Source organism: Citrobacter portucalensis (assembly GCF_023374935.1).
GTDB classification, from domain to species: domain Bacteria; phylum Pseudomonadota; class Gammaproteobacteria; order Enterobacterales; family Enterobacteriaceae; genus Citrobacter; species Citrobacter portucalensis.
In genome coordinates this window covers 2053458-2071989 of record NZ_CP092466.1, presented here as the reverse complement: position 1 = coordinate 2071989, position 18532 = coordinate 2053458, and the positions used below count along the sequence as shown (strand labels likewise).

The window sequence follows — 18532 nt, the reverse complement described above, 5'->3', positions numbered from 1 at the left end:
CACTGCTTATTGCTTTGATTATTCTGTTCTTTCCCATGGTACCCGGAGTGGGACTTGAACCCACACAGCGCGAACGCCGAGGGATTTTAAATCCCTTGTGTCTACCGATTCCACCATCCGGGCTCGGGAAGAAATTGGAGGCGCGTTCCGGAGTCGAACCGGACTAGACGGATTTGCAATCCGCTACATAACCGCTTTGCTAACGCGCCGAAATCTTCTGGCTTTACAGCCGACATCCGCTATTGCCGATGTCTTAAATTTGGAGCGGGAAACGAGACTCGAACTCGCGACCCCGACCTTGGCAAGGTCGTGCTCTACCAACTGAGCTATTCCCGCATCACCAAGTAACTTTGTTAATCACTTGATTTTGTTATCGTCTGGCAATCAGTGCCGCCGTTCGATGCGTTGCATTCTACTTACCTGACGCAATGAGTCAACGATATTTTTCACCACTGACGATCGTTTGCTGAAATTTGCGTCGAAACGATCACTGATCAAGCAAATCTCCACGTGCAGCGCTCAAATACTGGAACATTGACCACAAAGTCAGTATCGCGGCGACGAAGAAAAGTGCGATCCCAGCATACTCTACCCAGATATTTGGACGCCACAGCAGCCAGGCCAGTGCAGCCATTTGCGAAGTGGTTTTCACTTTACCGATCCAGGATACGGCTACGCTGCTGCGTTTACCCAGTTCGGCCATCCATTCACGCAGTGCAGAGATGATGATTTCACGCGCAATCATTGTTGCGGCAGGAAGCGTCACCCACCAGCTATGGTAATGCTCTGTCACCAGGACCATCGCGATAGCCACCAGCACCTTATCAGCGACCGGATCAAGGAAGGCGCCAAAACGCGTGCTTTGGTTCCAGCGGCGTGCCAGAAAACCGTCAAACCAGTCAGTGACCGCTGCGATACAGAAGATCAGCGCACAAACAAAGGGAGCCCAGGTGAATGGCAGGTAAAAAGCCAATACAAAGAATGGGATCAGGATGACGCGAAACAGCGTGAGCAACGTAGGGATATTAAATTGCATATGACGGATAACTATCTGTTGTCAGTGAAATTACCCCTATGTTGCTACAGAGGGCCTAATGTTTCAACGAGTAGAAGATCTTTTCTGCCAGAGCTTGCGAAATACCCGGCACTTTTGCAATTTCCTCGATACTTGCGCTACGAAGGCCTTGCAAACCTCCCATATATTTCAACAACATCTGGCGACGCTTTGGCCCGACACCTTCGATGGTCTCAAGCGTGCTGGTGCTTTTCACCTTCGCCCGCTTTTTACGATGCCCGCTAATCGCATGATCGTGAGATTCATCGCGGATATGCTGGATAACGTGCAATGCAGGCGAATCCGGCGGCAGATTAAAGCCCTCACCTTCCGGCTCAAAGAACAGCGTTTCCAGGCCTGCTTTACGATCGGCCCCTTTTGCCACCCCCAGCAAAAGTGGGTGCTGTTTGTCCCAGGGAACGTCCAGCTCAGCAAAAACGGCTTTCGCCTGCCCTAACTGACCTTTACCGCCGTCGATCAATATGACGTCCGGAATCTTACTTTCTTCAATCGCCTTACCGTAACGCCGACGCAAGACCTGATTCATCGCCGCATAATCATCTCCCGGCGTAATGCCGGTAATGTTGTAGCGGCGATACTCTGCGCGCAGCGGGCCATTGGCATCAAAGACCACGCAGGAGGCTACCGTCTGTTCACCCATCGTATGGCTGATGTCGAAGCACTCCATACGCTTCACCGCGGGTAACTTCAATACGGAGGCCAGCGCCGTCAGACGTTGCGTAATCGTCGACTGCTGAGAAAGTTTCGTGGTGAGTGCCACTGCCGCGTTGGTCCGCGCCAGCTTCAGATAACGTGCGCGATCTCCTCGCGGTTTCGTCTGCACGTTAATCTTTCTGCCGGCCAGTTCAGACAAAGAGTCTGCCAGCAGGGTTTTATCGCTAAGATTAAAATCGAGCAGGATCTCCCCGGGTAAGGTACGCATCTGGCTCCCCTGCAGATAAAACTGCCCGACAAAGGTTTCGACGACCTCGCCGAGTTCCGTGCCACCGGGTACTTTCGGGAAATAGCTGCGGCTGCCCAGCACTTTACCCTGGCGAATAAACAGAACGTGCACACAGGCCATACCGGCGTCAAACGCCACGCCAATGACGTCCAGATCGTCTCCGGTATTAGAGACAAACTGTTTTTCTGTCACGCGGCGTACGGCCTGGATTTGGTCACGAATGCGCGCAGCCTCTTCAAATTCGAGATTTTGGCTGGCCTTTTCCATGCGGGCGATTAACTGCGTTAATACCTGATCGTCTTTTCCGGACAGGAACAGACGAACATACTCGACCTGCTGAGCATACTCTTCCTCACTCACCAAACCCGCGACACACGGACCAAGACAGCGGCCAATCTGATATTGCAGACAAGGTCGAGAACGGTTGCGATAAACGCTGTTTTCGCACTGACGGATAGGGAATATTTTCTGCAACAGCGCCAGCGTTTCACGCACCGCATAACCGTTGGGGAACGGTCCAAAGTACTCGCCTTTGGCATGCTTTGCCCCGCGATGCATCGCCAGGCGCGGGTGGGTATCGCCGCTAAGGAATATAAAAGGGTAGGATTTATCATCGCGCAGCAATACGTTATAGCGCGGCTGATACAGCTTGATGTAGTTGTGCTCAAGCAATAACGCTTCGGTTTCAGTGTGCGTTACCGTGACATCAATCTGCTGGATTTGCGCGACCAGCGCTTCGGTCTTGCGTGAAGCAAGATTACTACGGAAGTAGCTGGAAAGCCTTTTTTTCAGGTCTTTCGCTTTCCCGACATAGATAACCGTCCCGGCGGTATCATACATACGATAGACACCGGGCTGACTGGTCACGGTTTTCAGGAACGCTTTGGCATCAAACTGATCGGTCACTGGCTTGTTAATGTCTCCGCATTACACAGGCCATGGCGAATTGCCAGGTGAGTCAGCTCTACATCGCCATGAATGTTTAATTTACTGAACATTCGATAGCGATAGCTGTTCACCGTTTTAGGACTAAGATTCAGTTGCTCTGAGATCTCATTGACCTTCTGACCTTTGGTGATCATCAGCATAATCTGCAACTCGCGTTCAGACAAACTGGCAAACGGGGTTTCCGTTTTCTCAGGCTCAATCTGGCTGAGCGCCATTTGCTGAGCGATATCGGAGGCAATATAACGCTGCCCGGAATAAACCGAACGAATCGCACTCACTACTTCCTGGGGGGCGGCGCCTTTGCTGAGATACCCTGCCGCACCTGCCTGCATAACTTTTGCAGGTAATGGGTTTTCGGTGTGTACCGTCAGCATGATCACTTTAATGTCTGCCGTGGAACGCGCAATTTTGCGGGTTGCTTCCAGACCGCCAATACCGGGCATATTCATATCCATCAGCACAACGTCAACGGAATTTGAGCGGCACCATTTTACCGCATCTTCACCGCAGCACGCTTCGCCGACAACTTTTATGCCTTTTATATCTTCCAGAATGCGTCGTATCCCTGCGCGCACCAGTTCGTGGTCATCAACAAGAAAAACGTTGATCAAAGGAATATCTCCAGAATAGGGATAACGCTACCGATAGTTAATCGGCCCTATGTTAACGGGTTTTATCTCAACTTTGAAATGTAAAAAACGCCCGACTTTCGATTTTGCTCTCGTTTTTGGAAATTAGATTGTACGACGAGTGGAAACTTTCAGTCCTGACAGCCTTCTGCCACGGTTATATCTGCATAGCTGTTTCAGAATAGTGACAAAAAATTCATATTCCCCCGCTGAATGCAAAATAGGCAGTCAAAGTTGTAACAATAATTAACGAGGAAAATACTCGAAATAAACAACATGTGGAGAAAATATATGCACTGCAACATGTTGTTTATTTTAATGTCCACAACATTGGTCCGCGCAAAAAACAACCACAGATATTTTTAGCCTCGCTTATGGTATACTCCGCCGCCTTAAGATTTGACATCGCACTTTTTCATTGAAACATAACGAGGAAAATAAATGAGTACGCCTGACTTTTCCACTGCTGAGAATAACCAGGAACTGGCCAACGAAGTCACCTGCCTGAAAGCCATGTTAACGCTGATGCTGCAGGCAATGGGTCAAGCCGATGCAGGCCGCGTGATTCTTAAAATGGAAAAACAGCTCGCGCTGATTGAAGATCAATCACAGGCGGCGGTATTTTCCAACACGGTTAAGCAAATTAAACAAGCTTACCGCCAGTAAAAAGAAACCGGCTGATAGCAATGCTCTCAGCCGGTTTTGCGTCTGACACTCAGAACGATAATTTACTCAGATAAGCCCGGTTGCCGCGGCATAACAGGCTATCTGCGTTTTGTTTGGTGCATTGAATTTCTTTTGCATATTCTTCTGATGGAAGTTCACGGTATTTTCAGAAATCGACAGAATGATGGCTATCTCTGAAGAGGTCTTCCCCTCCGCCGTCCATTTCAATATTTCCTTTTCCCGCTTGCTAAAGCGCATTTCTGGCGCCATAACCATGTCATCTTCCAGCCGCGTCAGCACCGACAGGCTTTCCCGCACCAGAAGCTGCATCCTGAGCTCCACTTCATCATTCGCAAAACGACTATTACGGATACTTGCACGCGATACCGATAAAAAACCCAACGCCCGATTCGGCAACATTAAGCATTGCGTCATCCCTTTGCGTAAACCGTGATTTCGTGCGGCGTCCCACAAAGGTTGCGCATCGCGAAACAGAGTATCGTTCCAGGGTAAATGCCCCTGACTGAAGTTTTCAGGTTTCAGCACCGGATCAATGGCGAAATAATTTTCGGACTGATAATGCGCCACCCATGCTTTGGGATAGGTCGTATGAAGAGACGTTTTAGGTCGGGTAAAAGGTACCGGATGACGAACACAGAGTGCGTAGAAATCGAACTCTAAGTGCTGCGTCTGTTGTTGTAATTCCGTATAGACATCCTCTGCCGTCGCCATTTCCTGAAAGCGTAACAGCATGCTCCGTCGCCAGGTGAAGAAATCATGATCCTGCATACTAAGTGGTAATGCCCCTGAGATTGATAATCATCCAAACATATGAAACAAGCTAACACATAAATGTATTTTATATATGCAAATTATCGGACAAATGAAGAATTACTTGAGTATTACTCAACAGTGGAAGGAAGTAACAGATTCAAGCGTTAATAATAAAGCAATAATTATAAATAGTTATGCGAACAGCACTCGCCAGAAACAATTCCGACGAGTGCTATATGCACTATTTATTGCATCAAAAACTTCTCAAGAAACTGACGGGTACGCGGCTGCTGCGGATGCGTGAATAAGGATTTTGCTGGTCCCTGCTCCACTATCCGTCCTTGATCCATAAATATCGCTCTATCGGCAACATCGCGAGCGAAGCTCATTTCATGCGTCACAATTACCATGGTGCGTTTTTCCTGCGCCAGTTGGCGGATGGTATTAAGTACCTCGCCAACCAGCTCCGGATCGAGCGCAGAGGTCGGTTCATCAAAAAGAATAACCTCAGGTCGCATCGCCAGCGCTCGGGCAATCGCTACGCGCTGCTGCTGTCCGCCCGATAAACGCCGCGGATAGCTGGTTTCTTTACCTGCTAGTCCGACTTTCGCCAGCAGCTCACGCGCACGAGCAGTCGCTTCAGCTTTTGGTTCACCTTTGACTATCACCGGCCCTTCAATAATGTTTTCCAGCACCGTCCGATGCGGGAACAAATTAAAGTTCTGGAACACAAAACCGACGTGCTGACGTAACTGACGAATCAGCCCTTTCTGCTGGGTCAACGAACGCGCGGTATCAATGGTAATCTCACCCACTTTAATAGTGCCCGCCTCCGGTTGCTCCAGCAAATTAATGCTACGCAGCAGCGTGGTTTTGCCCGATCCGCTCGGCCCGATAATCGCTACTACTTCACCAGGTTTGACGTCAAGATCAATCCCATGCAGCACCGTTTGCCCATGAAATTTTTTGACCAGGTTTCTGACTTCGATAGCACTCATTTCGGCTCTCTCTCCTGGCGGTTCAGTTGTTCTTCAAAATAGTTTTGCAGCGCAGAAAGCACCGTCGCCATCACCCAGTAAATCAACGAGGCCGCCAGATACATCGTAAAGACTTCCAACGTACGCGAGGTAATCAGCTGCGCCTGACGGAACAGTTCCGGTACCTGAATAGTGGCGGCCAAAGAGGTATCTTTCACCAGACTGATAAAGCTGTTGCTCAGCGGCGGCAACGCAACGCGTGCAGCCTGCGGCAGGATTGCCCGGCGCATGGTCTGCCAGCGCGTCATACCAATACTGGCCCCCGCCTCCCACTGCCCTTTGTCGATGGAAGAGATTGCCGCACGCAGGGTTTCCGCAGCGTAGGCCGCCGTATTCAGCGACAAGCCAATCATCGCCGCCGGGATGGGATCAAGCTCAATACCAAACTGCGGCAGACCGTAATAGATCATAAACAGCTGGGCAATTAGCGGTGTTCCACGAAAAATAGAGATATAAAAACGCGCCAGCCAGCGCACAGGCAACAGCGGCGACAGACGCATCAACGCCAGGATAAACCCCAGCACGAGGCCAAAAAACATCCCGCCGATACTCAGTTGCAGCGTAAAAACCGCGCCTTTGAGCAGATACGGCAGAGAATCAATTACCAGTTGGATACTTTCATGCATTAGCGTTTTTCGACCTGGTTGTTACACGTGAGGATGGTAGGCAAACAGTGCAGGTGCCCCACCGGTATGAATAAAGAGGATTGGCCCTTCGTCTTTGAAGCGCTTCTGGCTGATGCCGTCAATCAGACCCGCCATCGCCTTACCGGTATACACCGGATCCAACAAAATGCCTTCCAGGCGCGCCAGCAGTTTTACCGCCTCCATGCCTTCTTCGTTTGGCGTACCGTAGCCCGGCGCAAAATAATCGTCCCATAACAGGATATCCGCCGAGGCCGTCAGTTCCAGTTCACGGGCAATATCCTGCTGCAACGTTACTACTTTGGGCTTTTGATCGGCGACGCTGCGCGAGACGGTCACGCCGATCAGCTCGACGTCTGGCATCAGTTGTTCCAGCCCCACGGCCAGCCCGGCGTGCGTTCCCGCGCTGCCCGATGCCACCACAACGGAAGAAAGCGCAACGGCCCCTTCACACTGCTGGGCAATTTCCAGCGCGCTTTCCACATAACCCAATGCGCCCAGGACGTTAGAACCGCCAACGGGGATCACATACGGGCGGAAGCCCTGTGCTTCAATGCGCGTCGCCAGTTCCTGAAGCTGCGCATTCGGGTCGGTCAGCGCATCGCACATTTCGATTTGCGTATTAAACAGGTCCAGCAGCAGACGGTTGCCATTGGTGAGATAGTTTTCCGCAGTAGTGCCAATCGGATTTTCCAACAGCGCCACGCAGTGCAGGCCAAGCTTAGCCGCTACCGCCGCCGTCTGGCGAACGTGGTTAGACTGAATCGCACCTGCGGTTATCAGCGTATCAGCGCCTTCACGCAGTGCGTCTGCGGCCAGGAATTCCAGCTTACGCAGCTTATTGCCACCCATGGCCATCGGCGTGACGTCATCGCGTTTGATGAAAATATCGCGCCCAAGGTGGTCGGAGAAGCGTGGAAGATATTCGAGCGGCGTTGGCGCGCCAATAAATTCCAGACGTGGAAAGCGCGTTAAGTTATGCAGCGGCATACAGCCTCCGGTATTCGTTGTTGTGATGTTCTTTTTATTATGCACGCTCAGGCGCAATGAAATAAAAAAAGGCGCTGTTAAAGGCGCCTTTTTTCATCGGATGCCGATTATTTCGTCACATCCGCTCCAAACCATTTTTCAGACAGCGCTTTCAGCGTACCGTCTTTCTGCATTTCAGCAATGGCCGCATCAACCGCTTTCAGCAGATCTTCATTGCCTTTGCGCAGCGCCACGCCGGACTCCTGACGGGAGAATGCTTCACCGGTCACAGCCAGCGTATCCTTGGTTTTCTTGACCAGATCCAGCGCCGCCAGACGGTCAACCAAAATGGCGTCGATACGGCCTACACGCAGATCCTGGTATTTGGTCGGGTCATCATCATAGGTACGAATATCCACGCCCTGCACGTTCTGGCGCAGCCACTCTTCATAGTTGGTGCCCAGGCCAACGCCGACTTTTTTACCTTTCAGATCGGCAGCAGTCTTAATAACGCCTTCATTACCTTTCTTCACCAGCGCCTGAATACCAGAAACCGTATACGGGGTAGAGAAATCGTATTTTTTCTTACGTTCGTCAGAGATGGTCACCTGGTTGATGACCACGTCAATGCGCTTGGAATCAAGAGAGGCCAACATACCGTCCCACTTGGTCGGCTTCAGATTAGCTTTCACCCCAAGGTGCTTGGCCAGTTCCTCAGCAAACTCCACTTCGAAACCGGTCAGCTTGCCGTCATCGCCCTGAAAACTAAACGGGGGATAGGTCCCTTCCAGGCCCACCAGCAGCGTGCCGCGCTCTTTAACTTTATTTAACAGACCTTCATCTGCATAAGTCTTTACGCTCATTCCGGCGACAAGTGCAACAGCCATTACACCCATCAGAGCCTGACGTCCCAGAAGTGCTAATTTCATAGTTACCCCGAATATTGTCATTAGTGACTGCTATTTATTCACAAAATCATTCGAGTTGTATCAAGGCGGCAAGCGAGTGAATCCCCAGGAGCTTACTAAAGTAAGTGACTGGGGTGAATGAACGCAGCCAACGCAGAGACAGCTTGAAGGATGACGTGTATATGACTGTAGTGTAGAGCGTTTGTCGTGATCCACAAACACGACTCTGTTACACCTTATTCGTTTTTAATATATATCAGAACTGGCTGTCCAGGAGGATTTCTGCATATGTCCCATATGGGTATGGGCTTTGAACTGCTCATACTTACGTAAGGCGATGCGGTAATTGTTGGTGCTGGTTTCCGGCAGCCACGGGGCAAGGTTTTCGTCGAGGAACCCTTCCTGCAGCAGGTCATGAGAGATATTTTTTTCGGTCAGGTGATTGCCAAGACGGCGTAGGCGGACAACGTATTCACGTACCGTGCCGTGACTCATTTCGGTCTGCTCAAATAAAAACTGTTTAAAACCAATGATGTCAAAAAAGTCGCTCTGCTCTTTGCAATGCAAATCACCGCAAAAACGACACAGTGCCACCCACTCTTTTTTCTCCTGCTCCCACTCGGCTTCATCCAACAAAGTGTCCAGTCGAGCGATGGCGATTTTATTCACAATTTGCCCGCGACGAACCAGCGTGATCCGGTCGAGCAACTTAAAGCAATGGGCGCAATGCGTCTGGCTGTGTTTGAAATCTTTGAGGTAGCGGCTTAGAGGCCGTCTTTTTGATTGCTGCACCGTCATGAGAACTCCTGGTAGTCAATTCGTAATGCGGCATTGTTCAGGGGTATGATGTACCCCTATAGCTTACCCAGCTTGGTGCGTAGACGTTTGATGGCCTGACTGTGCAACTGGCTGACCCGTGACTCCCCGACTTCCAGTACCGCGCCGATCTCTTTCAGATTCAGCTCTTCCTGGTAGTACAGCGTTAACACCAGCTTTTCGCGCTCCGGCAACGCCTCGATCGCGTCCATCACGCGCTGGCGGAGGTTACCCTCAAGTAGCTGTTGTAACGGGTTTTCCTGCTGATGTTCTTCCGTCACCAGCTCAATACTATCGCCATGCTCTTCCCGCCACTCGTCATAAGAGAAGAGCTGGCTATTATTGGTATCGAGCAACATCTGACGATATTCTTGCACAGGAATAGCCAGACGCGCCGCCACTTCGGTTTCCGTCGCGTTGCGCCCTAATTCCTGCTCCAGTTGTCCCATCGCCTGTGCCACTTCGCGAGCATTGCGCCGAACGCTACGCGGCACCCAATCCCGGCTACGTAGTTCGTCCAGCATTGCTCCACGAATACGCTGCACTGCGTAAGTGGTAAATGCCGTTCCTTGCAAAGCGTCATATCGGTCAACGGCATTCAATAACCCGATGCCGCCCGCTTGTAGCAGGTCATCCAGTTCTACGCTCGCCGGCAAACGCACCTGAAGGCGCAATGCTTCGTGACGCACCAACGGTACATAACGCTGCCACAGCGAGTGTTTATCCATTACACCTTCAGCGGTATACAGTGAATTCACGATAAACAGCCCTGCGTTAAATGAGTTATCGGCATGATTATCCGTTTCTGCAGGGGTTTTAATCGGGTGAATAGTGGGTGAAATGGGGGGTTATTTAGGGGTTACGGGTAAAGCTAAATATAAAAAACCCCGCCGGAGCGGGGTTTGCGCGATAAGCGTAAATTAACGCAGCAGAGACAGGACGTTCTGCGTGGTCTGGTTTGCCTGCGCCAGAACAGAAGTACCCGCCTGTTGCAGGATCTGAGCACGAGACATGTTAGACACTTCGGTCGCGTAATCAGCATCTTCGATACGGCTACGAGCAGAAGACAGGTTGTTTACGGTGTTACCCAGGTTGGTGATGGTAGAATCGAAACGGTTCTGCACCGCACCCAGGTCAGAACGCAGCGCATCAACCTGTGCCAGCGCTTTATCCAGGGCTTTCAGAGGGTCTTTGGTAGCTTCAGAAACTGTGTTTGCATCTGTGGTCAGTTTATCTTTTGCATCTTTGTATACTACTTGTCCGTTACCCGCGGTTACATTACCGTTGGTTTGCAGATAGTATTTAGTAGTGGTATCTGTAGCTGAGGTTAAAGCCCCTTTATCGTCCAGGAAAGTACCAGCTACTGTACCGTCTATTGCTGCAGTATAAGTTTGACCGCCAGTAGTGGCTTTGAAGGTTTGACCTTTAACCGCTCCGGCCATGTTCTCAGCACTAATGGAAGCACCCGTTACTGAGAATTTTGCGGCGGCGCCACCAGTGGTTGTTAGAGTACCTTTGTCAGTTTTAATGGTAGTCGCGATTGCATTAGGGGTACCTGCTGCATCGGCGTTCACCATCAAGCTATCGAGAGTCGCCGGGACCACGGCCGCGCCACCAGCATTGTTTTTAGTCAAGTTACCAGTAGTGTCACGGTATAAGACGGCACCATCATCCGCTGCTGTAATAGAACCATCTTTAGCAATCAGAACTTCCTGATCTTTAGTGCCGATAGTCACTGTTGCCTTGGTAACATCACCTGCATTAGGGTTTAAGTAGTTTAAGGCATCAGCGGATGCAACACCTGTTGCACCGAATTTATAGCTCTTGCTTGCTGCATCATACGTATAAGTACTAGTTGTGGCCGCAACGCCAAGACCCGTATTTGTCCCGGCGTATTGAATTGAGCCACCATTCTTACTGACAGCACCCAGAACATCCGTAGCGGTAGCCGCTGTGTTAGCGGCAGTTTTCGTGTAAGTTGTAATACCATTAGCATCTACTGCGCCTTTGGCGAAACCAGAAGCAGCCAAATCTTTCTCTGTTGCAGCTGTGTTTGCTACAGAGCCTTTACCATTTACGTTAAAACCTTGCAAACCTAAAGTATCAGAAGTAATTTCTTTCAGGTCGATGGTGATGGTTTCGCCGTCGTTCGCGCCAACCTGAATTTTCATGGAGCTGTCGGACGCCAGTACTTTCACGCCGTTAAACTGAGTCTGACCGGAAACACGGTCAATTTCGCTCAGACGCTGGGTGATTTCGTTCTGGATGGAGTCCAGGTCAGACTGGGAGTTGGTGCCGTTGGTTGCCTGAACGGACAGTTCACGCACACGCTGCAGGTTGTTGTTGATTTCGGACAGTGCACCTTCAGTGGTCTGCGCGATGGAGATACCGTCGTTGGCGTTACGGGAAGCCTGAGTCAGGCCTTTAACGTTGGCAGTGAAACGGTTAGCGATCGCCTGACCAGCAGCATCGTCTTTGGCGCTGTTGATACGCAGACCGGAAGACAGACGCTCGATAGCGGAGCTCAAGGAAGACTGAGATTTGTTCAGGTTGTTCTGGGTCAACAGCGACAGGCTGTTTGTATTGATGACTTGTGCCATGATCTTTTCCTTATCAATTACAACTTGATGTTATTGGGCTGTTGCCCACGGTTTCTCACCGTAACCCATGTATCGGCACCTTAAATTCGAACTTTAGAAAATTTTTACTTTCCGCCCTCTTTTTTCTTAGCCCCAGAAATACCCGCAATATGCCCCACTATTCTGCGCATTATTTTTACAAAACTATCATTAAACTTTGCGCGCAGATTGCCGATAACCCGCTTAACTACTGTTTGCAATCAAAAGGAATTAGGCATGGCTTCATTTACTTCTCTTGGCGTCGGTTCAAATCTGCCGCTGGATACGTTGCTGAACAACCTGACTATCGCGGAAAAAAAACGCTTAAACCCAATAACTCAACAACAAAGCGATAATACCGCGCGTCTGACCGCCTACGGCACATTAAAAAGTGCACTGGAAAAATTTCAGACTGCGAACACAGCTTTAAATAAAGCCGATCTATTCAAAAGCACAACCGTTACCAGCAGCAGTGAAGATCTGAAAGTGACCACCGAAGCGGGGGCGGCACCGGGTATCTATACCATTAGCGTCACCCAACTGGCACAAGCGCAATCTTTAAGAACCAATTCAGCGACTAAGATTGCGTCAACAAAAGACGCGCTGGGTGACAGTTCAGCAGAAACACGCACCATAAAAATTGCGCAGGAAGGCCGTAAAGAGCCACTGGAAATTAAGCTGAATAAAGACCAGACCTCACTGGATGAGATCAGCAAAGCGATAAACGATGCCGATAGCGGAATTTCGGCCAGCATCGTTAAGGTTAAAGATGGCGACTACCAATTGGTACTGACTGCCAGTGAAGGCGAAGCCAATAAAATGACTATCTCCGTTGAGGGAGACAGCAAGCTAAATGACCTGCTGGCGTATGACAGCAAAACCGGCACCGGGAATATGAAGGAACAGGTTAACGCTCAAAATGCGAAGTTAACCGTAAACGGTATCGATATTGAACGTTCCAGTAATAAAATTACCGATGCCCCTCAGGGCGTAGTGCTCGATCTGACCAAAAAAGTCACTGATGTCCGGGTCACGGTAACAAAGAATAACGACAAAGCAACCGAAGCCATTAAAGGCTGGGTCGATTCATATAATTCCCTTATCGACACCTTTAATACGCTGACTAAATATAAAGAAGTTGATCCGGGTGCTGAAGCGCAAGACAAAAATAACGGAGCGCTGCTTGGTGACAGTGTTGTTCGTACGATTCAAAGTGGAATTCGTGCACAGTTTGCCAACGGTGCCAGTGATGGCGCTTTTAAAACATTAAATGAAATTGGTATTAAGCAGGACGGCGCAACCGGCAAGCTGAAAATTGACGATGATAAGCTGAAAAAAGTCCTGAACGAAAATACAGCCTCCGTGCGTGAACTGCTGGTCGGCGACGGCAAAGAAACCGGTATTACCACCAAAATTGCCACTGAAGTAAAAAGCTATTTGGCTGATGACGGTATTATCGACAGCGCACAAGACAGTATTAACTCAACGCTGAAAAAACTGACTAAACAGTATCTGTCAGTTAGCGCCAGTATTGATGACACCGTGGCACGTTACACGGCACAGTTCACACAGTTGGACACCATGATGAGCAAGCTCAACAACACCAGCAACTATCTGAGCCAACAATTTACGGCGATGAATAAATCCTGATAACACGAGGTAAGCATGTATACCGCGAGCGGTACCAAAGCCTATGCACAGGTCAGCATAGAGAGTGGCGTAATGAGCGCCAATCCGCATCAGCTGATTGAAATGTTGTTTGATGGCGCGAACAGCGCCCTCGTGCGCGCTCGCCTGTTTATGCAACAGGGTGATATCGTCGCCAAAGGCGAGGCCTTAAGCAAAGCCATTAACATTATCGACAATGGTCTGAAAGCAGGCCTGGATCAGGAAACTGGCGGTGAAATCGCCACCAACCTGTCCTCGCTGTATGACTATATGATCCGCCGTTTACTGCAAGCTAACTTGCGTAATGATTGTCAGGCTATTGAAGAAGTCGAAGAGTTACTCGGCAACATTGCAGATGCCTGGAAACAGATCTCACCGAAAGCGTCGTCCCAGGAGTCTCGTTAATGACCTCAGCCGTGGAGTTTATCAACCGTTGGCAGCGCATCGCGCTACTCAGTCACTCGCTGCTGGAACTGGCGCAGCGCGGTGAATGGGACCTTTTACTGGAACAGGAAGTTACCTATCTGCAAAGTATTGAAGTGGTCATGGAAGAGCAAACTCCACCGGGCATTACGCGAAGTATTCAGGACTTAGTGGCCGGGTATATTAAGCAAACGCTGGATAACGAACAACTGCTCAAAACGTTGTTGCAGCAGCGCCTGGATGAGCTCAGTAACCTCATCGGCCAGTCGACGCGCCAGAAGACGCTAAATAACGCTTATGGTCGTCTTTCCGGCATGCTGCTGGTACCCGACGCCCCCACCTCGCCACAATAATTTCCCGTCTCGTCTGAATTATCTTCCATACTCCAGAGGTCGGCCAAACGACTTCTGGAGCACGGAAGATGAAAAATCCCACGTTATTGCAGTACTTCCACTGGTATTACCCTGATGGCGGTCAACTCTGGCCTGAGCTTGCCGAACGCGCAGGCGGACTCAATGATATCGGCATCAATATGGTATGGCTGCCCCCCGCCTATAAAGGCGCGTCAGGCGGCTATTCCGTTGGCTACGACTCCTACGATCTGTTTGATTTGGGCGAATTCGACCAAAAGGGAACCATCGCCACCAAATACGGCGATAAAAACCAGCTGCTGGCGGCGATTGACGCACTTAAGCACAATGATATTGCCGTACTGTTGGACGTAGTGGTTAACCACAAAATGGGCGCTGATGAGAAAGAAAAGATCCGCGTCCAGCGCGTTAACGCCGAGGATCGCACGCAAATAGATGATGAGATTGTCGAGTGCGAAGGCTGGACGCGCTATACCTTCCCTGCCCGCGCTGGCCAGTATTCGCAATTCATTTGGGACTATAAATGCTTCAGCGGCATTGACCATATCGAAAACCCCACCGAAGACGGCATTTTCAAAATCGTTAACGATTACACCGGTGAAGGCTGGAACGATCAGGTGGACGATGAGCTGGGTAATTTTGATTATCTGATGGGCGAGAACATCGATTTTCGTAATCACGCCGTGACCGAGGAGATCAAATACTGGGCGCGCTGGGTGATGGAGCAAACCCAGTGTGACGGCTTTCGTTTAGATGCGGTGAAACATATTCCGGCATGGTTTTATAAAGAGTGGATTGAACACGTACAGGAAGTCGCCCCCAAACCATTATTTATTGTCGCGGAATACTGGTCCCACGAAGTCGACAAGCTGCAAACCTACATTAACCAGGTGGAGGGGAAAACCATGCTGTTCGACGCCCCTTTGCAGATGAAATTCCACGAAGCCTCCCGTCAGGGCCGCGATTACGACATGAGCCAGATCTTCACCGGCACGTTAGTCGAGGCCGATCCGTTTCATGCCGTCACGCTGGTTGCCAATCATGACACCCAGCCATTGCAGGCGCTGGAAGCCCCCGTCGAGCCGTGGTTTAAGCCGCTGGCCTACGCGCTGATCCTGTTGCGCGAAAACGGCGTACCGTCGGTGTTTTACCCTGACCTCTACGGAGCGCATTACGAAGACACCGGCGGCGATGGCGAAACCTATCCTATCGACATGCCGATCATTGAACAACTTGATGAACTGATCCTCGCGCGCCAGCGCTTTGCGCACGGGGTACAGACGCTCTTTTTTGATCACCCCAACTGTATCGCTTTTAGCCGCAGCGGCACGGACGAAGATCCCGGCTGTGTGGTGGTACTGTCAAACGGCGATGACGGAGAAAAAACCATCAATCTCGGCACCAATTACGGCAATAAAACCTGGCGTGACTATCTGGGAAATCGTGAAGAAAGCGTGGTCACCGATGAAAACGGCGAAGCGACGTTTTTCTGTAACGGCGGGAGCGTCAGCCTGTGGGTGATTGAAGACGTGTTGTAAAGTTCAACCCCGGTGGCCGGTGGCTACCGGGGCGTACGGTTTATGGCAGCAGTGTCGCCAGCGGCGTTTTCTTTAACGCGTCAGCACATTCCTGCGTCGGGCGATCCACCCGTTGCAGCGTCATACCGTCATATTCCAGCGTATTGCCTTCGCGCTCGATCTCGTACAGCTCGCGTTTCACCGTCACGTTGGTGAGATCGCCGGAAATCATCGTCAATTTCCCCGGCAGCGCGATCACCCGCTGCCACTGGCGACAATCCAGCGTATCGCCCTCTTTCGTTATCACCAGGCTGGCAATGGCTTCCGGGCTGACCAGACTGCGTTGCGGACCTTTTGACTGCCAGTATCCTTCCAGACCGGCTGGCGCTGGCGTTTTCACCACGTCGTTATAATTTTCTACTTCGGCGCATCCGGTAAGCGCCAGAAATACACCAACGATTGCTAATTTTTTCATCATTCATCCTGCATGCGAAGAAAATGGGATTGTGGCATTAAAGGCCTGATGTCGCCAGCCTTTCGGCAGCGTTGAGAAAGATTGATCCAGACGGTGTTACCTCTTATTACTCATAGTCAAAAATTCTGAACGGTGTAGTATCCACACTTCTTGTTACATACCTTCTGAGTTCAGAGGCACAACGCATGTCATGGCAACACTTCAAACAGGCCTGGTTAATTAAATTTTGGGCCCCCGCCCCTGCGGTCATCGCAGCGGGTATTCTCTCTACTTACTATTTCGGCATTACGGGAACCTTCTGGGCCGTTACCGGTGAATTCACCCGCTGGGGTGGTCAAATCCTGCAACTGTTTGGCGTGCACGCCGAAGAGTGGGGATACTACAAGCTGATCCATCTCGAAGGCTCACCCCTGACCCGCATCGACGGCATGATGATCCTCGGTATGTTCGGCGGCTGTTTTGCTGCCGCACTGTGGGCCAACAACGTCAAGTTACGCATGCCGCGCAGTCGGGTGCGCATTATGCAGGCGATAGTCGGCGGGGCAATCGCCGGATTCGGCGCACGGCTGGCAATGGGCTGTAACCTGGCCGCATTCTTCACCGGCATTCCGCAGTTCTCGCTACACGCCTGGTTTTTTGCGCTGGCCACAGCTATTGGCTCATGGTTTGGTGCACGCTTTACCCTGCTGCCGATATTTCGTATTCCGGTCAAAATGCAGAAAGTCTCCGCCGCTTCGCCGTTAACGCAAAAGCCGGATCAGGCCCGTCGCCGTTTCCGCCTGGGCATGCTGGTGTTTATCGCCATGATCGGCTGGGCGCTACTCACGGCGATGGATAAACCCAAGCTCGGTCTGGCGATGCTGTTCGGCGTTGGGTTCGGACTGCTGATTGAACGGGCGCAAATCTGCTTCACCTCCGCCTTCCGCGACCTGTGGATTTCCGGTCGCACCCATATGGCAAAAGCGATTATCTTCGGGATGGCGGTCAGCGCCATCGGTATCTTTAGCTACGTGCAACTGGGCGTCGAGCCTAAAATCATGTGGGCGGGTCCAAATGCGGTGATCGGCGGCTTGCTGTTCGGCTTTGGCATCGTTTTAGCGGGCGGGTGTGAAACCGGCTGGATGTACCGCGCCGTTGAAGGCCAGGTGCATTACTGGTGGGTTGGTCTGGGCAACGTTATTGGCTCGACCATTCTGGCCTACTACTGGGATGATTTTGCTCCCGCGCTTGCCACAAACTGGGACAAAGTGAATCTGCTCAACACCTTCGGTCCGCTCGGCGGTCTGCTGGTGACCTATCTGCTGTTGTTTGCCGCGCTGATGCTGATAATCGGCTGGGAAAAACGTTTCTTCCGTCGCGCAGGGCTGACGCCTGCCAAGGAGTCTGTATGAAAAATATCGTGCCTGATTATCGCCTCGATATGGTCGGCGAACCGTGTCCATATCCGGCTGTAGCCACGCTGGAAGCGATGCCGCAATTGAAGAAAGGTGAAATTCTGGAAGTGGTGAGCGATTGCCCGCAGTCAATCAACAATATACCACTGGATGCGCGTAATCACGGCTATACGGTGCTGGATATTCAGCAGGATGGTCCAACGATCCGCTATTTGATTCAGAAGTAACTGGTTGCCGGATGGCACTGCGCTTATCCGGCAAACATTCTCTGCATATTTTCCCTACACCTGCATCGACATCATATGACCATGTATTTATCATAAACGACAAAGATCGTCCAAGAGCGCACCAAATAACAGAAGGTTAGAGTCGTCAAAAACACCAGTCGTCTAAGTTCACCTTAGGGCGAGTGATGTTTTATGTCCCAACCATGCCCCATCACACGTCCCATCTTCGAAAAACATGCAAATCCTTGCAAACCGATGCAAAGCTTTGTGTGTCCCGTTTTTGTCTCACTTTTATTACTAAATATTTTCATCATTTATACTAATATATAAATAAGTCTAAGATTTTATTTTTAAATAAAACAGCAATATTTTATTTATAAATATAACATGCACTACATATTATTAATATTTTATTTATAGAAGTGTGCAT

20 protein-coding genes and 3 tRNA genes are annotated in these 18532 nt (G+C 50.5%); 8 read left to right on the top strand and 15 right to left on the bottom strand.

The genetic code is table 11. The features are described from left to right. Positions 1 to 36: 36 nt before the first annotated feature. The 6 genes from LY264_RS09945 to uvrY form a co-directional block, all read right to left on the bottom strand. Positions 37 to 123, bottom strand: a tRNA-Leu gene (locus LY264_RS09945). 12 nt (positions 124 to 135) lie between these two features. Next, a tRNA-Cys gene (locus tag LY264_RS09940) sits at positions 136 to 209 on the bottom strand. A gap of 51 nt (positions 210 to 260) precedes the next feature. Continuing rightward, positions 261 to 336, bottom strand: a tRNA-Gly gene (locus LY264_RS09935). Between the two features lie 151 nt (positions 337 to 487). Then, positions 488 to 1036 (bottom strand): CDP-diacylglycerol--glycerol-3-phosphate 3-phosphatidyltransferase, encoded by a 549-nt coding sequence (gene pgsA, locus LY264_RS09930; RefSeq protein ID WP_003030490.1) that lies wholly within the window; start codon positions 1034 to 1036, stop codon positions 488 to 490. A gap of 55 nt (positions 1037 to 1091) precedes the next feature. Beyond that, positions 1092 to 2924, bottom strand: coding sequence for an excinuclease ABC subunit UvrC (gene uvrC, locus LY264_RS09925; protein WP_048224264.1), 1833 nt, complete (start codon positions 2922 to 2924; stop codon positions 1092 to 1094). Further along, positions 2921 to 3577 (bottom strand): UvrY/SirA/GacA family response regulator transcription factor, encoded by a 657-nt coding sequence (uvrY, locus tag LY264_RS09920; RefSeq protein WP_006684079.1) that lies wholly within the window; start codon positions 3575 to 3577, stop codon positions 2921 to 2923. Before uvrY ends, uvrC begins: the two co-directional genes overlap by 4 nt. Before the next feature lie 296 nt (positions 3578 to 3873). Between uvrY and LY264_RS25980 the strand changes: the two genes are divergently transcribed. Both LY264_RS25980 and LY264_RS09915 read left to right on the top strand, forming a co-directional pair. Next, the gene (locus LY264_RS25980) at positions 3874 to 4017 is read left to right on the top strand and encodes a hypothetical protein (RefSeq protein ID WP_418219448.1); all 144 of its coding nucleotides are present in this window, start codon (positions 3874 to 3876) and stop codon (positions 4015 to 4017) included. 19 nt (positions 4018 to 4036) lie between these two features. After that, the gene (locus LY264_RS09915) at positions 4037 to 4261 is read left to right on the top strand and encodes a DUF2594 family protein (RefSeq protein WP_003030482.1); all 225 of its coding nucleotides are present in this window, start codon (positions 4037 to 4039) and stop codon (positions 4259 to 4261) included. A 66-nt stretch (positions 4262 to 4327) separates the two neighbouring features. Here the strand turns inward: LY264_RS09915 and sdiA are convergent, their stop codons facing one another. The 8 genes from sdiA to LY264_RS09875 form a co-directional block, all read right to left on the bottom strand. Then, positions 4328 to 5050, bottom strand: a complete 723-nt coding sequence (sdiA, locus tag LY264_RS09910; RefSeq protein WP_048224267.1) for a quorum-sensing transcriptional regulator SdiA — start codon at positions 5048 to 5050, stop codon at positions 4328 to 4330. Between the two features lie 230 nt (positions 5051 to 5280). After that, the gene (tcyN, locus tag LY264_RS09905) at positions 5281 to 6033 is read right to left on the bottom strand and encodes an L-cystine ABC transporter ATP-binding protein TcyN (protein WP_003030477.1); all 753 of its coding nucleotides are present in this window, start codon (positions 6031 to 6033) and stop codon (positions 5281 to 5283) included. Next, on the bottom strand, positions 6030 to 6698 hold the full coding sequence (gene tcyL, locus LY264_RS09900) for a cystine ABC transporter permease (protein ID WP_003030474.1): 669 nt from the start codon (positions 6696 to 6698) through the stop codon (positions 6030 to 6032). The genes tcyN and tcyL overlap by 4 nt, the downstream gene beginning before the upstream one ends. A 21-nt stretch (positions 6699 to 6719) precedes the next feature. Next, entirely contained in the window at positions 6720 to 7706 is a 987-nt protein-coding gene (gene dcyD, locus LY264_RS09895; RefSeq protein ID WP_048224271.1) for a D-cysteine desulfhydrase, read from the bottom strand. A gap of 107 nt (positions 7707 to 7813) precedes the next feature. Beyond that, entirely contained in the window at positions 7814 to 8614 is an 801-nt protein-coding gene (gene tcyJ / locus LY264_RS09890; RefSeq protein WP_003030469.1) for a cystine ABC transporter substrate-binding protein, read from the bottom strand. 225 nt (positions 8615 to 8839) lie between these two features. Then, positions 8840 to 9391, bottom strand: coding sequence for a flagella biosynthesis regulatory protein FliZ (fliZ, locus tag LY264_RS09885; RefSeq protein WP_048224273.1), 552 nt, complete (start codon positions 9389 to 9391; stop codon positions 8840 to 8842). Positions 9392 to 9447: 56 nt separating this feature from the next. Further along, the gene (locus LY264_RS09880; protein ID WP_003030465.1) at positions 9448 to 10167 is read right to left on the bottom strand and encodes an RNA polymerase sigma factor FliA; all 720 of its coding nucleotides are present in this window, start codon (positions 10165 to 10167) and stop codon (positions 9448 to 9450) included. A 162-nt stretch (positions 10168 to 10329) separates the two neighbouring features. Continuing rightward, positions 10330 to 12009 carry a FliC/FljB family flagellin gene (locus LY264_RS09875; RefSeq protein ID WP_071692452.1) on the bottom strand — a complete coding sequence of 560 codons (1680 nt, stop codon included), beginning with the start codon at positions 12007 to 12009 and terminating at the stop codon, positions 10330 to 10332. Between the two features lie 255 nt (positions 12010 to 12264). On the opposite strand from LY264_RS09875, the gene fliD reads away from it, so the two are divergent. From fliD to amyA, 4 genes are all read left to right on the top strand, one after another. Further along, positions 12265 to 13677, top strand: coding sequence for a flagellar filament capping protein FliD (gene fliD / locus LY264_RS09870; protein ID WP_048224277.1), 1413 nt, complete (start codon positions 12265 to 12267; stop codon positions 13675 to 13677). 15 nt (positions 13678 to 13692) lie between these two features. Beyond that, a complete protein-coding gene (gene fliS / locus LY264_RS09865) occupies positions 13693 to 14100 on the top strand; it encodes a flagellar export chaperone FliS (protein ID WP_048216065.1) in 408 nt (135 codons plus the stop codon). Then, the gene (fliT, locus tag LY264_RS09860; RefSeq protein WP_008785101.1) at positions 14100 to 14471 is read left to right on the top strand and encodes a flagella biosynthesis regulatory protein FliT; all 372 of its coding nucleotides are present in this window, start codon (positions 14100 to 14102) and stop codon (positions 14469 to 14471) included. Before fliS ends, fliT begins: the two co-directional genes overlap by 1 nt. 68 nt (positions 14472 to 14539) lie before the next feature. Beyond that, positions 14540 to 16027, top strand: coding sequence for an alpha-amylase (amyA, locus tag LY264_RS09855; RefSeq protein WP_048224280.1), 1488 nt, complete (start codon positions 14540 to 14542; stop codon positions 16025 to 16027). A 40-nt stretch (positions 16028 to 16067) separates the two neighbouring features. On the opposite strand, the gene yedD is transcribed toward amyA, so the two are convergent. Then, positions 16068 to 16481 (bottom strand): lipoprotein YedD, encoded by a 414-nt coding sequence (gene yedD / locus LY264_RS09850; RefSeq protein WP_048224282.1) that lies wholly within the window; start codon positions 16479 to 16481, stop codon positions 16068 to 16070. A 185-nt stretch (positions 16482 to 16666) separates the two neighbouring features. On the opposite strand from yedD, the gene yedE reads away from it, so the two are divergent. Beyond that, positions 16667 to 17872, top strand: coding sequence for a selenium metabolism membrane protein YedE/FdhT (yedE, locus tag LY264_RS09845; RefSeq protein ID WP_048224285.1), 1206 nt, complete (start codon positions 16667 to 16669; stop codon positions 17870 to 17872). Next, entirely contained in the window at positions 17869 to 18102 is a 234-nt protein-coding gene (yedF, locus tag LY264_RS09840; protein ID WP_000790504.1) for a sulfurtransferase-like selenium metabolism protein YedF, read from the top strand. The genes yedE and yedF overlap by 4 nt, the downstream gene beginning before the upstream one ends. Positions 18103 to 18532: the final 430 nt, after the last annotated feature.